Below are 18319 nucleotides of genomic sequence, written 5' to 3' on the forward strand. Positions count from 1 at the left end.
CTACCCACCACCCCACGGAGACACACATGAACATGGTTCCCAGGAAATGGCCTCATCAATGGCTCAAGGCCGGCGCATGCGCCGCAGCGCTGGTGATGGCTGCGCACGCCGGGGCTGCCGAGACGGTGAAGATCGGCTTCATCGACCTGCTGTCCGGCCCGTTTGCGCTCACCGGCCAAAGCTCGCTCAACCAGCTGCGCGAGGTGGTGGCGCAGGTCAACGCCAAGGCCGGGCCCAACGAGCCCAAGTTCGAGGTGATGGACTTTGACAACAAGGGCACGCCGCAGGAGAGCCTGAACGCCCTGAAGGCTGCCACCGACCGGGGCGTGCGCTACATCACCCAGGGTGGTGGCTCGGGCGTGGCGCTGGCGCTGGTGGATGCGCTCAACAAGCTCGCCGAGCGCGACCCCGAGCGCGCGACCGTGTACCTCAACTACGCCGCCATGGACCCGCAGCTCACCAACGAGCGCTGCAGCTTCTGGCACTTTCGCTTCTATCCGTCGAGCGAGATGAAGATGGAGGCGCTGACCACCTACCTGCAAGGCCGCAAGGACGTGAAGCGCGTGTACCTGCTCAACCAGGACTACACCCACGGCCGCCAGGTCTCCAAGGCTGCCAAGGAATACCTGGCCCGCAAGCGGCCTGACATCGAGGTTGTGGGCGATGACTTCATCCCCATCGCCCAGACGCGCGACTTCGCCTCGTACGTGGCCAAGATTGCCGCCACCAAGGCCGACACCGTCATCACCTCCAACTGGGGCAGCGACCTCACGCTGCTGTTCAAGTCCTCGCGTGACTATGGCCTGAACATCAACTACTTCACGCTCAATGCCAACAACCCCGGCACGCCCGCGCAGATCGGGCCCTGGGGCGAAGGCAAGGTCGGGGTCATCTGGAACTGGGTGCACAACGCCCCCACGCCCGAGCTGGAAAAGATCTACGTGGACTACAAGAAGAAGACCGGTGAAGACTTTGTGTTTGCCGCCCACTGGAACAGCGTGCACATGCTGCGCGAAGCCATGCGCAAGGCCCAGTCCACCGACGCCAAGAAGGTGGCCCTGGCCCTGGAAGGCATGACCTACAAGAGCCCCATGGGCGAGGTGCGCATGCGCAAGACCGACCACCAGCTCGAAGCCCCGCTGTACCTGGGCATCTGGGCCAAGCAGGGCAGCAAGGGCGTGAAGTACGACGCGGAGAAAACCGGCTACGGCTTCCGCTCCGAAGTGGCGTGGGACAACTACATCAGCGCCCAGCCAACGTCCTGCCAGATGAAGCGGCCGTCCTGAGTCTCCCACCGCGCAACCGTGCCGCTCACGCGGCGCGGCATCAGCCCAGCAGGCCCTTGGGCACCTTGTCCGCCTTTTTTTCCACCGGGTTGGCCGTGAGCCACTGCGCCGCGTACTGGCGCATGAACTCCTTGGCCTTTTCCGGCCGGGCCGTGAGCCACGCGTCGTACGCGCCTTCGTTCAGGATGGCGGGCATGCTTTTTTCGCTGCCGGGCTGGCCGTAGCGGTGCAGCAGCGCGTGGTTGTTGGCGTTCACCGTGAGCAGGCAGTAGCTGATGATCACCTCGCCGTCAGCGCCCTGCCAGCGCGCCCACAGGCCTGCCACGCCCATCGGCTTGCCGTCCACGCGCGCGACGCGGGTGGGCACGGCCTTGCCGCTGCGCAGGTCGTCTTCATAAAACGCCGCCATGGGCACGATGCAGCGCTGGCCGTTCAGCCATGCGTCGCGAAACGCCGTGCCGGTGGAGGCGGTGTCGGACTTGGCGTTGACCAGCTTGGGTGCACGCAGCTTGGCGTCGGATGCCGACTTGACCCAGTGCGGCACCAGGCCCCATTGCGCAGGCACCAGTACCCGGTGGGGGGCGGCGTTGCTGGGGGTGTCTGATGCAGTTGTTGGTGGAGCGGTCTCCTCGGCCGGGCTGGCGGGCCCTTGTGCCAGGGCGGCGGCCGTCGCGGCATGCACGATAAAGAAACTTGGCTTGCGGGGCCACAGGTGGCGTTCACCCAGCGCCGCAGGGGGCTCGACCGCAAACGCCTCGCGGTAGGTGTCGGCGTGTTGCAGGGTTTCGTAGTGGGTACTCATGGGGCCATGGTACCCGTGTGCAGGGGGGCGCTCAGCGAGATTTCAAGCAAAAGAGGCTGGTAGCGCTAGTGCAATATGCCTTGATAGCTATCAATAAAATAGCGCTGTGTTTGCCTCCCTAAGGGCGCTCCGGGCAGGCCGTGATGTGCGTCAAGCCCGTTGTCGCTTGCGTTGTGACATGTGCTGGCGCCGTTTTCACAATGCCCACATGGACTTCGCACCTTCCCCTCTGGCCCTGCAATGGCGTGATCGCCTGCTGGCGTTCATGGACCGTTATCTGCTGCCCTACAACGCCGCCTGGCATGCGGCCGTGGCCGCGCGCGACTACCCGCCGCCGTTCCTGGAAGACCTCAAGGCCCTGGCCCGCGAAGAGGGCCTGTGGAACCTGTTCCTGCCCACGCTGCGCGAGGATGAGCCCGGCACGCGCCTGTCCAACCTGGACTACGCGCCGCTGGCCGAGGCCATGGGCCGCCTGCCCTGGGCGGCCGAGGTGTTCAACTGCCAGGCGCCAGACACCGGCAACATCGAGCTGCTGCACCGCTTTACCACACCCGCGCAGCGCGCCCGCTGGCTGGTGCCGTTGCTGCACGGTCAGATGCGTTCGGCCTTTGCGATGAGCGAGCCCGACGTGGCCTCGTCCGACCCTACCAACCTGCAGACCACGGTGCGACGCGAGGGGGATGGCCTGGTGCTCAGCGGCCGCAAGTGGTTCATCACCGGCGCGGCGCATCCGCACTGCCAACTGCTCATCTTGCTGTGCCGCAATGCGGATGCCGATGGTGCAGACAGCCACCACCGCCACAGCATGGTGCTGGTGCCCGTGGACACGCCGGGTGTACAGATCGTGCGCAACATCCCCGTGCTGCACCACCATGCGCCCGAGGGGCATTGCGAGATCCTGCTGCAGGGCGTTCGTGTGCCTGCGGACCACCTGCTGGGCGACTGGGGGGCGGGGTTTGCGATGGCGCAGGCGCGCCTGGGCCCCGGCCGTGTGCACCACTGCATGCGCACCATCGGCCAGTGCGAGCTGGCGCTGCGCCTGGCCACCGAGCGCGCGCTGGAGCGCACGGCGTTTGGCAAGCCGCTGGCCGATCAGGCCAACGTGCAGGAGTGGCTGGCCGAGTCGCGCATCGAGATCGACCAGGCGCGCCTGCTGGTGCTGCACGCTGCGTGGCTGCTGGACCAGGGCGAATCAGCCGATGCGGCGGACGCGCGCGCCGTGCGTGCCCAGGTCGCTGCCATCAAGGTGGTGGCTGCGCGCCTGCAGCAGCGCGTGGTGGACCGCGCCATGCAGATCTTTGGCGCCATGGGCCTGTCGCCCGACACGCCGCTGGCCGCCTTCTGGACCTGGGGCCGCGCGCTGCGGCTGATGGATGGGCCCGACGAGGTGCACCTGCGCACCGTGGCGCGCCACGAGCTTGCGCAGGCGCGTGCGGCCCTGGGGGCGTCGGCGGCCTACTTCACCACCCCCGAGCAGCTGCGCGCGCCGCCGCACCTGAGTGCTTGAGCGGTCCGGCGTCTTTCGGAGAGTGCGTGCCGTCGATCGTGGCCCCTGAAGTGCTCCGTCTCCACTTGGCAGCCGGGGCGTGCTTGCCGATACTGTGGTCCCAGCCGCTGGCACTGAGGCCCCCACACCATGCACACCACCATCTCCCGCGCTTTCGTGTTTGCCGTTTCCTTCGCTGCGCTCTGCACTGCCCACGCCCAGCCCCAGAAGCTGCGGCCCGGCCTGTGGGAGAACAGCGTGACCATGAAAAGCCAGAGCGGCCAGCTGGAGGCCGCAATGGCGCAGATGCAGAAGTCCATGGCCAGCCTGACGCCCGCGCAGCGCAAGCAGATGGAGCAAGCCATGGCCCAGCAGGGCGTGAGCATGGGCCCCAGCGGCAACACCGTGAAGGTCTGCATCAGCCCCGAGCAGGCCGACCTGGACCGCATTCCGGCGCAGGAGGGCTGCACGCAGAACGTGCAACGCACGGGCCCCAACGCGGTGGCGATGACGTTCAGCTGCAAGGGCGCCCAGGGTCAGCCGCCCACCACGGGCGAAGGAACGATGACCTTCCAGGGCCCCACGGCCTACACGGGCAATTTCAAGGTCAAGACCACGTCCAACGGCAAGCCCGAGCAGATCGACATGGTGCAAAACGGCAAGTGGCTCGCCGCTGACTGCGGCACGATCAAGCCCGTGCGTTAGACCCCGCCGCCACGGTACGGTGGGCGGCAGGCGCCACCACCACACGGTTGCGGCCCAGGGCCTTGGCGTGGTACAGCGCCTGGTCGGCGCGTTCCAGAGTGTGCTCCACGGTGTCTCCGGGCAGGTGCTGCGCCAGGCCGATGGACACCGTGAGGTGCAGCGAGCCTGCGCTGTGGGCAATCTCCAGCGCTTGCACGGCCTGGCGGATGCGTTCGAGCAACTCGCGCGCGTGGTCTGCCGAGGTGTCGGTGAGCATCAGCACAAATTCCTCGCCACCCCAGCGGGCCAGCACGTCGGTGTCGCGCACGCTGGCGCGCACCGTGCCTGCAAACGCCTGCAGCGCGCGGTCGCCGGTGGCGTGGCCGTGCTGGTCGTTGATGGGCTTGAAGTGGTCGATGTCCAGCTGCGCCAGCAGCATCGGGCGGCCGCTGCGCAGGCTGCGGCGGTGCTCCAGCGCCATCAGGTCGAGCATGGCGCGGCGGTTGATGAGGCCTGTCAGCTCGTCGCGGGTGGCCAGTTCGCGGTTGACTTCGAGCGCCTGGGCCAGCGCCTCGCGCTGCTGCTGCAGCTTGGCGCGGATGCGCTGGATGCGCAGGTTCAGCGCAATGCAGCCGCTGAGCACGATGAGCACCATCAGCGCGTAGGCGGTGTCGAGGTAGCCCGAGGCGTTGGCGTTGAAGCGCGAACTGACGCCGATGGCGCTGGCAAAGGCCAGCAGCGCATACACGCCAATGCCGATCACCTCGGCCACCGTGAGGCCGAAGGTGCCAAAGAACAGGATCATTGCCAGCACGCTGGGCACCAGCCCGCGCGCATCGCCTGCCAGCACATAGGCCACGGCGCCGCTGGTGATGGTCCAGACCATTTGCGGGATGGTGAGCGAGGGGTCGCGCAGGCGGGCGGTTTCGCCGGAGCGGATGAAGGCCGTCATGACCACCAGGCCGCCCACCGACAGGGCGGCCCACCATTGCACGGCGTTCTGGTCCACGGTGGTGCTGGAATGCGCCACCAGCAGCATCACGCCGGCGCTGCCTGCCATCAGCGTGAGCGCCAGCAAGGCCATGCCCACCAGCGTGCGCCGCCGAGGGTCGGTGGAGAGGATCACATCCTTGAGGCGCTGCCAGCGGGCGGGTGGGCGCAAGGTGGGGGGCTCCGGCCAGGAGAGAGGGCCGCGCGGCGCGCGGGCGGGGTGGCCCGAAACCCGTGGGATCCTGGGTTACCGGCCGGTCGGAGATTTTACGGTGAGGTAGTGCCGTGCGTATAGTCCCCCAGGGCTTGTCCTGGCCTTGACCGGGCGTGGGGCCCGCGTGGCGAGCCCGGCCTGCGCGCGGGGTGTCGCGCTACAGCGTGAGCGCGGCCAAGGCGGCCAGCGGGGCCGTCTCGGCACGCAGCACACGCGGGCCCAGCGTGACTGGGGCGAAGCCGTGTTGCAGCGCCAGGTCCTCTTCCGCAGCGCTCAGCCCGCCCTCGGGACCCGAGAGGAACAGCACGGGGCGCTGGCCATCCGCGCTGCCCGTGGCCTCGCGCAGCGGCACGGTTCCGGCCCGCAGCGACAGCAGCAGGCGCTGGGGGGTGTCCCGTGTCTCGGGAGACGCCAGGCCCTGCCCTGGTGAACGCAGCCAGCCCGCCAGGTCGATGGCGGCGTGCACCACCGGCACGCGGTTGCGGCCGCACTGCTCGCAGGCGGCCACGGCCACGGCCTGCCAGTGGGCGATCTTCTTGTCGGCGCGCTCGCCCTTGAGCTTGAGCACGCTGCGCTCGGCCACCAGTGGGGTGATGCTGGCCACGCCCAGTTCGGTGGCTTTCTCGACCAGCCAGTCCATGCGCTCGTTGGCGGTGATACCCGCCAGCAGGTGCACGGCGCGGGGCGCCTCGCGCTCGATGGCGTGGTGCGCCCCCACCAGCACGCGCACATCGCTGCGGCCCATCTTGACCACGGTGGCATCGAACTCGCCGCCCGGGTCGGCCGCGCTCTGGCCGCCGTGGAACAGCGTGATGCCGTCACCAGGCTGCAGGCGCAGCACCTGCACATGGCGTGCAGCGCCCGGGGGCAGGTCCAGCTCGGCGCCGGTGGCCAGGGGGGCCGGGCAATGGAAACGGGGCATTTGCTATCTTTGTAATAGCTGCTAGCGCATAATTTGTGTGCGCTTGAGCCGGTTTTTGCTTGATTTATGGGGGTGTGCCGTGCGTGCAGGCGGCCAGGGCTACATCCGGCCGTACGCAAAGCCCACCACGGGCTCGGTGCCTTCGATCTGGTCCAGCATCTTGAGCAGCGGCCCCAGCTGGCGGTAGCGGTTGGTGGTGGCGCGGATGTAGGCGATGAAGCGGGGCGCATCGGCCAGGTACTTGGGCTTACCGTCACGCAAGGTCAGGCGCGCAAAAATGCCCGCGACCTTGAGGTGCCGCTGCAGGCCCATCCACTCCACCGCGCGGTAGAACTCGCCAAAGTCATCGCCCCAGCCGCTGGCGCTGGTGGCGCCCAGCAGTCCGGCCTTGCGCGCCTTTTCCCAGTAACGCACGGTAATGTCGATGACGAATTCTTCTTCCCAGCTGATGAACGCATCGCGCAGCAGGCTGGCAATGTCGTAAGTGATGGGGCCGTACACCGCGTCCTGGAAGTCCAGCACGCCCAAGGGGGCGCCCTGTTCGGCAGGTGCCATCAGGTTGCGGGTCATGAAGTCGCGGTGCACATACACCTGCGGCGCGGCCAGGTTGTGCGCCACGATGGCGTCAAAGGCGCTGCTCAAGGTGGCCTGTTGCTTGTCATCCAGCGTGACGCTGCGGTGCTGGGCGAGGTACCAGTCGGGGAACAGCGCCAGCTCGCGGCGCAGCAGCGGCTCGTCGTAGGCGGGCAGCACGCCGGGGGTGGACGCCTTTTGCCACTGCAGCAGCACATCGGTGGCCTGCTGGTACCAGGCGTGGGCGTCCCGGGGATTTTCGGGGTTCAGCCGCTCGATCACCGTCTGGTGGCCCAGGTCGGACAGCAGCATGAAGCCGGTGGGCGCATCAAACGCCAGGATCTGCGGCACATTCAGCCCCGCGGCGGCCATCAGGCCCTGCACCTGCACAAACGGCTGGCAGTTTTCCTTGTCGGGCGGCGCGTCCATGACGATGCGGCTGGCGCCCGTGGCTGTGTCGATGCGCAGGTAGCGGCGGAAGCTGGCATCGGCCGAGGCGGGGCGCAGCGTGGCAGGCAGCAGCTGGTGGGGGTCGACGAGTGGCGCCAACCAGGCTTCGAAGGCCGCGCGGCGGGCTGCATCAGGCCAGCTGACAGGGGTGGAGGCGGCGGGCGTAGCAGGTGCGGCCACGGTGGCGCCCAGGGGCTGGCCGGCGGGCGATGGGGGGATGGGGTGGCTCATGGATAATCCGATTTTACAAACCGGTCGTGGCTGGCGCCGTGCGCGCTGACCAAGACCGGTCCCTTTGTCCGCTACCGCCCCTCAACACCCCACGTGCCACGCTGCCAGCCCCTCACCGTGCAGAACCTCACCTCCCTTCGCGCCCGGCCCGCCATGGCGAAGTCTGCACGGCTGCGGCCCCCCGTGCCCCGCGTGCTGGCCCTGGGCGTTGCGCTGGCCTGGTGTGGCCTGCCGCTGGCGGCTCTGGCCCAGGACGGAGCCGCGCCCAGCGCCTGGGATGCGCCGCCGGTGTTGCGCACGTCACCCCTGCTGCAGGAAAAGATTCCCGACGCCGTGCGCTCGCAATTGCCCGTCTTTGTGAAGGGCGACCACATCAGCGGCCAGACCGACCTGAACGCACTGATTGAAGGCAACGCCGAGCTGCGCCGGGGCGACACGGTCATCCGCGCCGACCGGCTCGACTACAACGTGCCCGAGGACCTGGCCAAGGCCAACGGCAAGGTGCGCATCAACCGCGCAGGCAATGTCTACGAAGGCACGGCGCTGGAGCTGCGGGTGGAGGCCTTCGAGGGCTTCTTCAGCGACGCGCGCTACCGCTTTCTGGCCACGCAGGCGCATGGAGATGCGACGCGGGTGGACTTTGTGGACCGCTACCGCGCCGTGGTGCACAACGGCACCTACACCACCTGCGAGCGTGGCAATGAGGAAAGCTGGCAGCCCGACTGGGTGCTGCGCGCCGCCACCATCCGCATTGACAACGAGGAAGAGGTGGGCACGGCCGAAGATGCGGTGCTGGAGTTCAAGGGCATCTCGGTGCTGCCCATTCCGTACATCAGCTTCCCGCTGTCGGAAAAGCGCAAGTCCGGCCTGCTGCCGCCCACCGTAGGGCTCGACAGTCGGGATGGCGTGACCTATATGCAGCCGTATTACTGGAACATCGCGCCCAACCGCGATGCCACCTTGCGCGCCGCGCTCATGACCAAACGAGGCGCCAACGTGGGCGGCGAGTTCCGCTACCTGGAGCCAACCTACAAAGGCCAGATCAGTGCCGACGTGATGCCCACCGACCGTCTGCGCGACCGTGTGCGCTGGAGCTTTAGCGGCAAACACGAAGGCGCGTTCGACACCGGCATCGGCGGGCTGGGGCTGAACCTCAACCTCAACCGCGTGAGTGATGACAACTACTGGCGCGACTTCAGCCGTGCCACCGAACAGCTGCGCCAGCGCCTGCTGCCCAACGATGCGATCCTGTCCTGGGGCCGCAACGACATGTCGGCCACCGTGCGCACCCTCAAATGGCAGACGCTGCAAGACGTGAGCTCGCCCATCGTGCCTCCGTATGACCGCATGCCGCAGGTGCAATGGCGCTACAACCCCTCGCAGCTGGGCGGTGGATTCGATGCCAGCGTGGAGCTGGACACCACGCGCTTTGAAGCGGCCCGTGCGCTCACGGGCCAGCCCAATGCCGATCGCAGTTACGCCATGGCGCAGATCAGCCGCCCCTTCCTGTCGCCGGGCGGCTTCATCACCCCGCGCCTGCAGCTGCATGCCACGCAGTACCAGTTTGACTCGGCCCTGTCCAACGGCCAGCGCTCGGCCAGCCGCACGCTGCCTACCTTCAGCCTGGACAGCGGCCTGGTGTTCGAGCGTGACACCGCCTACTTTGGTCGCGCCTTCCTGCAGACACTGGAGCCCCGGGCGTTCTACACCTACACGCCCTACCGCGACCAGAGCATGCTGCCGGTGTATGACACAGCGGCCAACGACTTCAACTTCGCCACCATCTACACAGAGAACGCGTTTGGCGGCAACGACCGGCTGGCCGACAACAACCTGCTGACCCTGGGTGTGACCACACGCCTGCTGGACCCCGACACTGGTGCCCAGGCAGCGCGCTTCGGCATTGCCCAGCGGGTGCGTTTCTCGGACCAGAAGGTCACCCTGCCAGGGGGCACGCCGGTCAGCGAGCGCCTGTCGGACCTGCTGCTGGGCGCGGGCATCAACTGGACACCGCAGTGGGGCTTTGACTCCACCGTGCAGTACAACCCCAAGACGGGCCGCTCCATCCGTTCGACCATCGGCGCGCGCTACAGCCCCAGCAACTACCGCACCGTGAGCGCGGCCTACCGCCTGCAACGTGGCACCAGCGAGCAGATCGACATCGGCTGGCAGTGGCCGCTGAACGACCTGTGGGGCGACAAGGGCAAGGACCTGGGCCCCGGCCGCGGCCAGGGCGGCGGGCGCTGGTACAGCGTGGGCCGCCTGAACTACAGCATGAAGGACCGCAAACTCGTGGACACCGTGGTGGGCTTCGAGTACGACAGCTGCTGCTGGATCGGCCGCGTGGTGCTGGAGCGCCTGCAAAGCAGTGTGACCAGCTCCAACACGCGCCTGCTGTTCCAGATCGAATTCGTGGGCTTCTCCCGCCTGAGCCTGGGCTCCAGCCCGCTCGACTCCTTCAAGCAAAATGTGCCGCGTTACCAGAACCTGCGCGAGCAGGTCTCCACGCCCAGCCGCTTCAGCAACTACGACTAGACCATGAACCACCGTGTATTCGCACTGGCCTTGACGGCCGCGTTGGCATCCCTCGTGGCGCAAGGCGCTGCGGCCCAGGGCCTGCGCCCCTCGGGGACCTCGTCCTCGGGCAAGACAGGGTTGTCTTCCTCGCCGTCTTCGCTGAATGCGCGCCCTGCTGCCGTGCCCTCCATCACGCTGCCCGCTCCTTCCACCAGCGCGGCCCCGCGCTCGGCCGACTTCATCGTGGCGGTGGTCAACTCCGAGCCCGTGACCAACTACGAGGTGCGCTCGCGCCTGGCACGTGCCGAGGCGCAGATCGCCAAGCAGGGCGGTGCCATGCCACCGCGCGATGCGCTGGCGCGCGAAGTCCTCGAACGCATCATCCTGGAGAAGGTGCAGCTGCAGCAGGCCCGCGAATCGGGCATCAAGGTCGATGACTACGCCGTGTCGCAGGCCGAGCAGGGCGTGGCCCGCCAGAACGACATGACGGTGGACGAGCTGTATGCGCGCCTGGCCCGCGATGGAATGAGCAAGGACCGTTTTCGCGAAGAGCTGCGCAACCAGTTGCTGCAGCAGCGCCTGCGCGAGCGCGAAGTCGAAGCGCGGGTGAAGGTGAGCGATCTGGACGTGGACCAGTTCCTGCGTGAAGAGCAAAAGGGCACGGATGTCGCCGCCATGGAGATCAACCTGGGCCATGTGCTGGTGCTGGTGCCTGAAAACGCCACCCCCACGCAGGTGGCCGAGCGGCAGGCACGGGCACAGCGAGCGGCCGACAAGGTGCGCGCGGGCGAAGACTTTGCAGCGGTGGCCCGCGAGTTCTCCGATGCGCCCGAAGGCCAGCGCGCTGGTGGATTGCTGGGCTTGCGGCCTGCGGATCGTTATCCGGAGCTGTTTGTGAACTCCACCCTCGGCCTGCCGGTGGGCTCCATCGTGGGCCCGGTGCGCTCGCCAGCGGGTTTTCACGTGCTCAAGGTGGTGGAACGTGTGACGGCGGGTATGCCGACCACCGTAGTGCAAAACCATGCGCGCCACATCTTGCTGCGCACGGGCCCCCAGTTGTCCGAAGCCGCCGCCGCCGCGCGCCTGGCCGACTACCGCCGCCGCTTGCTGGCGGGACAGGCCGACTTTGCAGCCCTGGCGCGCGAGCATTCGCAGGACGGCAGTTCCAAGGAGGGCGGCGACCTCGGCTGGGCCAACCCAGGCCGGTATGTCCCCGAGTTCGAGCAAGCGCTGGACGCCCTCAAGCCCGGTGACATCAGCGAACCCCTGGTTTCGCGTTTTGGCGTGCACCTGATCCAGCTGCTCGAACGCCGCGAGGCCAAGCTCACCCAGCGCGAGCAGCGCGAAATGGCCCGCAGCACGGTGCGCGAGAAGAAGCTCGACGAGGCCTATGCCACCTGGGCGCAGGAGTTGCGCGGGCGCGCGTATGTCGAGTACCGCGAGCCACCCCAGTGAGTGCAGCGCACACGAGCTCCAAGCACTCTCAGACACGACAACAGGTAAGGCCGCGTTGAAACACATTCCCCGCAAGCGCTTCGGACAGCATTTCCTGTCCGACCAGGGCATCATCGACGGCATCGTGCAGGCCATTGCGCCGCTGCCCGGCCAACCCATGGTCGAGATCGGGCCCGGTCTGGCCGCGTTGACGCAGCCCCTGGTGGAACGCCTGGGGCGCCTCACGGTCATCGAACTGGACCGCGACCTGGCGCTGCGCCTGCGCCTGCATGGCCAGCTCGACGTGATTGAGTCGGACGTGCTCAAGGTGGACTTCACCGCACTGGCGCAGACCCTGCGTGACAAGGCAGGACAGCCCGGTTTGCGGTTGCGCGTGGTGGGCAACCTGCCCTACAACATCTCCACACCCATCCTGTTCCATCTGCTGGACCATGTGCAGGTCATCGAAGACCAGCACTTCATGCTGCAAAAGGAAGTGATCGACCGCATGGTGGCCAGCCCCGCCACGGGCGACTACGGTCGCCTGTCGGTGATGCTGCAATGGCGCTACGCGATGGAAAACGTGCTGTTCGTGCCGCCCGAGAGCTTTGACCCGCCGCCACGCGTGGACAGCGCCGTGGTGCGCATGGTGCCGCATGCAGAACCTGCGGCCTTGTCTGTGCCCCTGTTGGAAGAGCTGGTGCAGGTCGCCTTCAGCCAGCGCCGCAAGCTGCTGCGCCACACGCTGGGCCGCTGGCTCGAAGCCCGCCAGTTTGCTGGTGAATTCGACACCCAGCGCCGCGCCGAGGAAGTGCCCGTGGCTGAATACGTGGCCCTGGCGCAGATTTGCTCTTGAATTGATAGCTGACAGCGCTTGTTCGATGGGTGCTAGGCAGCTTTTTCTATCCAGTAAGCTGCGTTGGGTGGCACTGAGCTAGCCGGCGCACTGCAATCAATGCCGTTCCTGCAGCTACAACGCTGGACCTCGTAACAGCCATGGCAACTGTCGCTGCCCAGACCAGAGACACCGCGCAAGGGCCGCCCCGCCGCGCTGGTGTCGTCCCCCTTCCCGGCGAAGCCGAGAGAAGGGGGACGCGGCGTAGCCGCTCAGGGGGATGTACCGAGTTATGCGGCGCTGAGCCAATACCCGGCATTGAAAGGGCTGCTCATGCGCAGCGCCATGGGCGACACGTCCACAAGCTTGTCGGTGGGCATCTTTTCAGCGGGTTCACCGTTGATCTCGATGCCTTCCACGGCCTGGGTGTCGCTAGCCTCGTTCGCCCGTTCTGCTTGGCTGGTGGATGCAGAACGGGCTACAGAAAAGAATAGAAACACCGGAAGGGGATCTTGCGATCACCCCAGTAGTCGGCAGCATCACGGAAGATGTCGAGCAGCTGCTCGCGCGCTTCCTTGTCGAACTTGCCCGTGGCAGGAATCTGCTCCAGCACCACGATGAAACCAGGCTGCGGGCCTGATTTGTGCAAGGGGTCTGTCATGCAGTCGTACAACGCATCGAAGTTCTTGCCGAAGTGCGACGGGAACGTGAATTGGGCGGCAATCAGGTCCAGCACATCCTGCTTGGACTGCGCGTGGGCCAGATTGGCGTACAAGAAATGGTGACCCATGGAGGTGGCTGCATCTTGCAGGTCCTGCACGCGGAAGGCGCGAATGGACTGCACGATGTTGGTGCGCACGCCACGCAGTGGCGTTTCCAGGTCTTTACGAAGTGGCGTCTGCATCTCCGCTACTCTTTCTTTATAAAGTCCACAAACTTCTGGCATCTCACAGGCTGCAGGATGCGGCCTGTGAATGGGGAATTCAATGGGGCGCGGCGTACGCTTTCAGGGATGGGCTGGCTGGCGTACGACGCATTGGGGTTACTCGACGATCTCGCGAAAACTGGCGTAGTGGTCGCTGGTGTAGTAGCAGGCATCCGGCATCCGGGGCTTGCCGCCACACACGATGCGCCGGGCTCCCCGGTCGCGCGATCCTGGTGTTCTGACGGTGTATTCACGGTAGTAGCCCCGCTTTTGGGCGGGCAACAGCCGCTCGCGATTGCCAAAAACCGATCCGTCCTTGTCGTACGGAAAGGGCCCGCCCTCACGGATCAGCGCATACGTTGTCCGCCCTTGGGGCGGCAACTCGGCCAGTGCGATGGGGGTGATGGACCCGTCGGTGGACGGGGATTTCCGGGCATGTCCCGCGACCGGAGACAGCACGAAAGCAACACCCAAAACACACAATAACCCTGCCTTGCGCGCCCGGGTGGCTACAGCCTTCAGCATCAACGAACCTTTCAGAAACTACGGGTTAACCCGAAATTTCGACCCGCTAGTGTCGCTCAACGGTCCCCAAAAAGCAAGCGTCTGCACAAAGATTGGGCAGACGCTGAAGGGCTTTGCAAGGGTTTTAAGTTAGCGCTTGCTATTCTTTTAAGGCTTACCGCAGGGCATTGGCATCGGCCACGGTGAGGGCTGTCATGTTCACAATACGACGCACGGTGGCACTGGGTGTCAGGATATGAACCGGCTTGGCTGCGCCCAGCAGCACGGGGCCGATGGCAATGCCGCCACCTGCTGCGGTCTTGAGCAGGTTGTAGGCAATGTTGGCGGCGTCGATGTTGGGGAACACCAGCAAGTTGGCGTCGCCGGTCAGCTCGCTGCTGGGCATGAGCGCCGAGCGGGCCTTGCCGTCCAGCGCCACGTCGCCATGCATTTCGCCGTCCACTTCCAGCCAGGGGGCCTGCTGGCGCAGCAGTTCCAGCGTCCGGCGCATCTTCACGGCGCTGGGGCTGTTGCTGGTGCCGAAGTTGGAGTGCGACAGCAGCGCCGCCTTGGGCTTGATGCCAAAGCGCATCATTTCCTCGGCGGCCAGGGCGGTGATCTCTGCCAGCTCCTGCGGCGTGGGGTCGTAGTTGACGTGCGTGTCCACCAGGAACACCTGGCGGCCTGGCAGCATCAGGCCGTTCATGCAGGCGTACACCGGCACATCCTGCTCGGTGCTGTCGGCGCCGCCTGCATGCTTGCCGATGACCTGGTCGATGTACATCAGGTGGTTGGCGGTGGTGCCCCAAGTACCGCAGATCAGGCCGTCCACTTCGCCCTTGTGCAGCATCATCGAACCGATGAGCGTGAGGCGGCGGCGCATCTCGATCTTGGCAACCTGCTGGGTGATGCCCTTGCGCTCGGTCATGCGGTGGTAGGTCTGCCAGAAGTCGCGATAGCGGTGGTCGAAGTCGGTATTGACCACGTCGTAGTCCACGCCTTCCTTCAGGCGCAGGCCAAACTTTTCGATGCGCTGGGCGATGATGGCGGGGCGGCCGATCAGCGTGGGGCGCGCCACCTTTTCGTCCACCACGATCTGCGCAGCACGCAGCACGCGTTCTTCTTCGCCCTCGGCATAGGCCACCCGCTTCTTGGCGGCATTGCGGGCCGCGTCGAAGATGGGCTTCATCGTCGTGCCCGAGGCATACACAAAGGTCTGCAGCCGATCGCGGTACGCGTCCATGTCAGCGATGGGGCGCTGTGCCACGCCGCTGTCCATGGCGGCCTGGGCCACGGCGGGCGCAATCTTCATCATCAGGCGCGGGTCGAACGGCTTGGGAATCAGGTACTCGGGCCCGAAGGTCAGCTTCTCGCCCACGTAGGCGGCGGCCACCACCTCGCTTTGTTCGGCCTGTGCCAGCTCGGCAATCGCGTGCACCGCGGCAATCTCCATCTCATCGGTGATGGTGGTGGCACCGCAGTCCAGTGCCCCACGGAAGATGTACGGGAAGCACAGGACGTTGTTCACCTGGTTCGGATAGTCCGAGCGGCCCGTGGCCATGATGATGTCGTTGCGCACGCTGTGCGCCAGCTCGGGCGTGATCTCGGGGTTGGGGTTGGCCAGCGCGAAGATCACCGGGCGTTCGGCCATGGTGGCCACCATCTCGGGCTTGAGCACGTTGCCGGCCGACAGGCCCAGGAACACGTCCGCCCCCACCATCACCTCGGCCAGCTTGCGCGCGTCGGTCTTCTGCATGAACTGGCGCTTGTCGTCGTCCATCAGCTCTTCGCGGCCTTCATACACCACACCAGCCAGGTCGGTGACGAACACGTTCTTGCGCTGCACGCCCACCTTGAGCAGCAGGTTCAGGCAGGCCAGGGCCGCCGCACCCGCGCCGCTGGTGACCAGCTTCACGTCTTCGATCTTCTTGTTGGCGACCTTGAGCGCATTCACGACGGCAGCCGCCACCGTGATCGCCGTGCCGTGCTGGTCGTCGTGGAAGACCGGAATCTTCATGCGCTTGCGCAGCTCGCGCTCCACATAGAAGCAGTCGGGGGCCTTGATGTCTTCGAGGTTCACGGCGCCAAAGGTCGGCTCCAGTGCCGCAATCACCTCCACCAGCTTGGCGGGGTCCTTCTCGTCGATCTCGATGTCGAACACGTCCACGCCCGCGAACTTCTTGAACAGGACGGCCTTGCCTTCCATCACTGGCTTGGAGGCCAGCGCACCAATGTCGCCCAGGCCCAGCACGGCCGTGCCGTTGCTGATCACGGCGACCAGGTTGCCGCGCGAGGTGTAGCGGAAGGCGTTGGCCGGGTCCTTCACGATCTCTTCGCAGGGCGCTGCCACGCCGGGCGAGTAGGCCAGCGCGAGATCGTGCTGGTTGATCATCTGCTTGGTCGCGGCAATCGCCAGCTTGCCGGGCTTGGGAAACTCGTGGTACTCGAGAGCGGCACGGCGCAACTGGGCACGCTTGTCGGAATCGTTGTTGTTGTTCTGGGCCGTGGTGTTCTCAGGCATTCAGTGTCTCCAACTCAGGGGTGAGGGGCCAAAACCGTACTCCAGCGGGTCTGCAGCAGGCTGTCAGCTTTGTAAGGGTCTGCGATTGTAGGGGGATGTGCGTAAAAACCCTAGTAAGCGAATCTGCTTACAGAGGGGCTGTTTGCCCATTGATTGTGTCGTGCGGGCAGGGTTTTGAGACCTCCGTATCCATGCACAAAAGCTATGAAGTGTTTTGCTTTTTGATGGGTAAGACCTCGGCATCCGAAAACGGGTCGCTTCATGGGCTCTTCTTGCGCCAAAAGACGGCATGCCACGCCAGCCATGCGCATTTGCATGGCTCGCCTTTAAACCCCCTGGCACGGCACAGAACGAAAAAAAGGCCCCACGTGGGGCCTTTTCGTCGAAAAGTGGACGCTGGTGCTTCAGCGGCTACTCGGGAAGCTGAACACCGCCCCCTCACGCACGCCCGCCGAGGGCCAACGCTGCGTGATGGTCTTGCGCTTGGTGTAGAAGCGCACGGCGTCGGGACCGTAGGCGTGCAGGTCGCCGAACAGGCTGCGCTTCCAGCCGCCAAACGAGTGGTAGGCAACCGGCACGGGCAGGGGCACGTTCACGCCCACCATGCCGACCTGGATGTGGTCGGTGAAGTAGCGGGCGGCCTCGCCGTCGCGGGTGAAGATGCAGGTGCCGTTACCGTATTCATGGTCGTTGATGAGCTGCATGGCTTCCTGCAGTGTCTTCACGCGCACCACGCCCAGCACGGGGCCGAAGATTTCTTCCTGGTAGATCTTCATGCCGGGCTTGACGTTGTCAAACAGGCAGGCGCCCAGGAAATAGCCGTTCTCGTGGCCTGCCGCCACCTTCACGCCACGGCCATCCACCACCAGCGTGGCGCCTTCGGCCACGCCGCTGTCCACATAGGCCTTCACCTTCTCGAAGTGGGGCTTGGTGACCAGAGGGCCCATGTCGTTGCTGTTGTCGGTGCCGGGGCCGACCTTCATCTTGGCGATCTCGGTCTTCAGGCCTGTGATCACGGCGTCACCCACTTCGTCGCCCACGGCGACCAGCAGAGGGATGGCCATGCAGCGCTCGCCACACGAGCCGTAGGCCGCGCCCATCAGCGCGCTCACGGCGTTGCCTACGTCGGCGTCGGGCATCAGCACGGCGTGGTTCTTGGCACCGCCCAGGGCCTGCACGCGCTTGCCGTGTTTGCAGCCTTCGGCGTAGATGTATTCGGCAATGGGGGTGGAGCCCACAAAGCTTACGGCCTTGACGCGGGGGTCGCGCAGCAGCGTGTCCACGGCCAGCTTGTCGCCGTTGACCACGTTGAGCACGCCGGGCGGCAGGCCCGCCTCCAACGCGAGCTGGGCGATGAACAGCGTGGAGGAGGGATCGCGCTCCGAAGGCTTGAGCACAAAGGTGTTGCCGCAGGCCACGGCCATGGGCCACATCCACAGCGGCACCATGGCCGGGAAGTTGAAGGGCGTGATGCCTGCGGTGACGCCCAGCGCCTGGAACTCACTCCACGAGTCGATGCTGGGGCCCACGTTGCGGCTGTGCTCGCCCTTGAGCAGCTCGGGCGCGTAGCTCGCGTATTCGACGTTTTCAATGCCACGCTGCAGCTCACCGTGTGCATCGGCCAGCACCTTGCCGTGTTCGGCGGTGATCAGGGCGGCGATCTTGTCGGCGTTTTCTTCGAGCAGGACTTTCAGCTTGCTCATCACGCGCGCACGCTTGAGCGGCGGCGTGTTGCGCCAGGCCGGAAACGCGGCCTCGGCCGAGGCAATGGCCGCCTCGACCGTGGCCTGGCTTGCCAGGGCCACGCTGGTGGTGGACAGGCCGGTGGCGGGGTCAAACACGGGCTGCGTACGGGCGGTGTCGGCGACGATCTGGCCGTCGATCAGGTGGCCGATGGTGGTGGTGACGTTTTTGTCGTGGTTCATGGTGATTTCAAGTAAAAGGT

General features: G+C 66.1%; 15 protein-coding genes. 6 read left to right on the top strand and 9 right to left on the bottom strand.

All coding sequences use genetic code 11. The features are described from left to right. Positions 1-26 precede the first annotated feature (26 nt). A complete protein-coding gene (locus tag CLU87_RS21190; RefSeq protein ID WP_082564848.1) occupies positions 27-1286 on the top strand; it encodes a branched-chain amino acid ABC transporter substrate-binding protein in 1260 nt (419 codons plus the stop codon). A gap of 40 nt (positions 1287-1326) precedes the next feature. On the opposite strand, the gene CLU87_RS21195 is transcribed toward CLU87_RS21190, so the two are convergent. Beyond that, positions 1327-2088 carry an SOS response-associated peptidase gene (locus CLU87_RS21195; protein WP_099731709.1) on the bottom strand — a complete coding sequence of 254 codons (762 nt, stop codon included), beginning with the start codon at positions 2086-2088 and terminating at the stop codon, positions 1327-1329. Positions 2089-2296: 208 nt separating this feature from the next. Between CLU87_RS21195 and CLU87_RS21200 the strand changes: the two genes are divergently transcribed. Next, positions 2297-3595 (top strand): acyl-CoA dehydrogenase family protein, encoded by a 1299-nt coding sequence (locus CLU87_RS21200; protein ID WP_099732293.1) that lies wholly within the window; start codon positions 2297-2299, stop codon positions 3593-3595. A gap of 129 nt (positions 3596-3724) precedes the next feature. Beyond that, entirely contained in the window at positions 3725-4279 is a 555-nt protein-coding gene (locus CLU87_RS21205; RefSeq protein ID WP_099731710.1) for a DUF3617 domain-containing protein, read from the top strand. Here CLU87_RS21205 and CLU87_RS21210 read toward each other — a convergent pair. From CLU87_RS21210 to CLU87_RS21220, 3 genes are all read right to left on the bottom strand, one after another. Continuing rightward, entirely contained in the window at positions 4263-5420 is a 1158-nt protein-coding gene (locus tag CLU87_RS21210; protein ID WP_099731711.1) for a diguanylate cyclase, read from the bottom strand. The genes CLU87_RS21205 and CLU87_RS21210 overlap by 17 nt on opposite strands. A gap of 199 nt (positions 5421-5619) precedes the next feature. Beyond that, positions 5620-6384, bottom strand: a complete 765-nt coding sequence (locus CLU87_RS21215) for a 16S rRNA (uracil(1498)-N(3))-methyltransferase (protein WP_099731712.1) — start codon at positions 6382-6384, stop codon at positions 5620-5622. Between the two features lie 99 nt (positions 6385-6483). Next, the gene (locus tag CLU87_RS21220) at positions 6484-7638 is read right to left on the bottom strand and encodes an aminoglycoside phosphotransferase family protein (RefSeq protein ID WP_233193834.1); all 1155 of its coding nucleotides are present in this window, start codon (positions 7636-7638) and stop codon (positions 6484-6486) included. Positions 7639-7791: 153 nt separating this feature from the next. Here CLU87_RS21220 and CLU87_RS21225 point away from each other — a divergent pair, with 153 nt between their 5' ends. The 3 genes from CLU87_RS21225 to rsmA are packed head-to-tail and all read left to right on the top strand — an operon-like array spanning position 7792 to position 12445. Next, positions 7792-10173, top strand: a complete 2382-nt coding sequence (locus CLU87_RS21225) for an LPS-assembly protein LptD (protein WP_099731713.1) — start codon at positions 7792-7794, stop codon at positions 10171-10173. A gap of 3 nt (positions 10174-10176) precedes the next feature. Further along, entirely contained in the window at positions 10177-11610 is a 1434-nt protein-coding gene (locus CLU87_RS21230) for a peptidylprolyl isomerase (protein WP_099731714.1), read from the top strand. Between the two features lie 55 nt (positions 11611-11665). Then, a complete protein-coding gene (gene rsmA, locus CLU87_RS21235; protein WP_099731715.1) occupies positions 11666-12445 on the top strand; it encodes a 16S rRNA (adenine(1518)-N(6)/adenine(1519)-N(6))-dimethyltransferase RsmA in 780 nt (259 codons plus the stop codon). A 269-nt stretch (positions 12446-12714) separates the two neighbouring features. On the opposite strand, the gene CLU87_RS23225 is transcribed toward rsmA, so the two are convergent. From CLU87_RS23225 to CLU87_RS21255, 5 genes are all read right to left on the bottom strand, one after another. Beyond that, entirely contained in the window at positions 12715-12924 is a 210-nt protein-coding gene (locus CLU87_RS23225) for a hypothetical protein (protein WP_015016367.1), read from the bottom strand. Beyond that, entirely contained in the window at positions 12903-13328 is a 426-nt protein-coding gene (locus tag CLU87_RS21240) for a barstar family protein (protein WP_015016366.1), read from the bottom strand. Before CLU87_RS21240 ends, CLU87_RS23225 begins: the two co-directional genes overlap by 22 nt. A 138-nt stretch (positions 13329-13466) precedes the next feature. Further along, complete coding sequence (locus CLU87_RS21245; RefSeq protein WP_056056729.1) at positions 13467-13874, bottom strand: ribonuclease domain-containing protein; 408 nt, start codon at positions 13872-13874, stop codon at positions 13467-13469. Between the two features lie 154 nt (positions 13875-14028). After that, positions 14029-16374, bottom strand: a complete 2346-nt coding sequence (locus CLU87_RS21250; RefSeq protein WP_099731716.1) for an NADP-dependent malic enzyme — start codon at positions 16372-16374, stop codon at positions 14029-14031. Positions 16375-16778: 404 nt separating this feature from the next. After that, positions 16779-18299 carry a CoA-acylating methylmalonate-semialdehyde dehydrogenase gene (locus CLU87_RS21255; RefSeq protein ID WP_099731717.1) on the bottom strand — a complete coding sequence of 507 codons (1521 nt, stop codon included), beginning with the start codon at positions 18297-18299 and terminating at the stop codon, positions 16779-16781. Between the last annotated feature and the right edge of the window lie 20 nt (positions 18300-18319).

Source organism: Acidovorax sp. 59 (genome assembly GCF_002754175.1).
GTDB lineage: Bacteria > Pseudomonadota > Gammaproteobacteria > Burkholderiales > Burkholderiaceae_C > Acidovorax > Acidovorax delafieldii.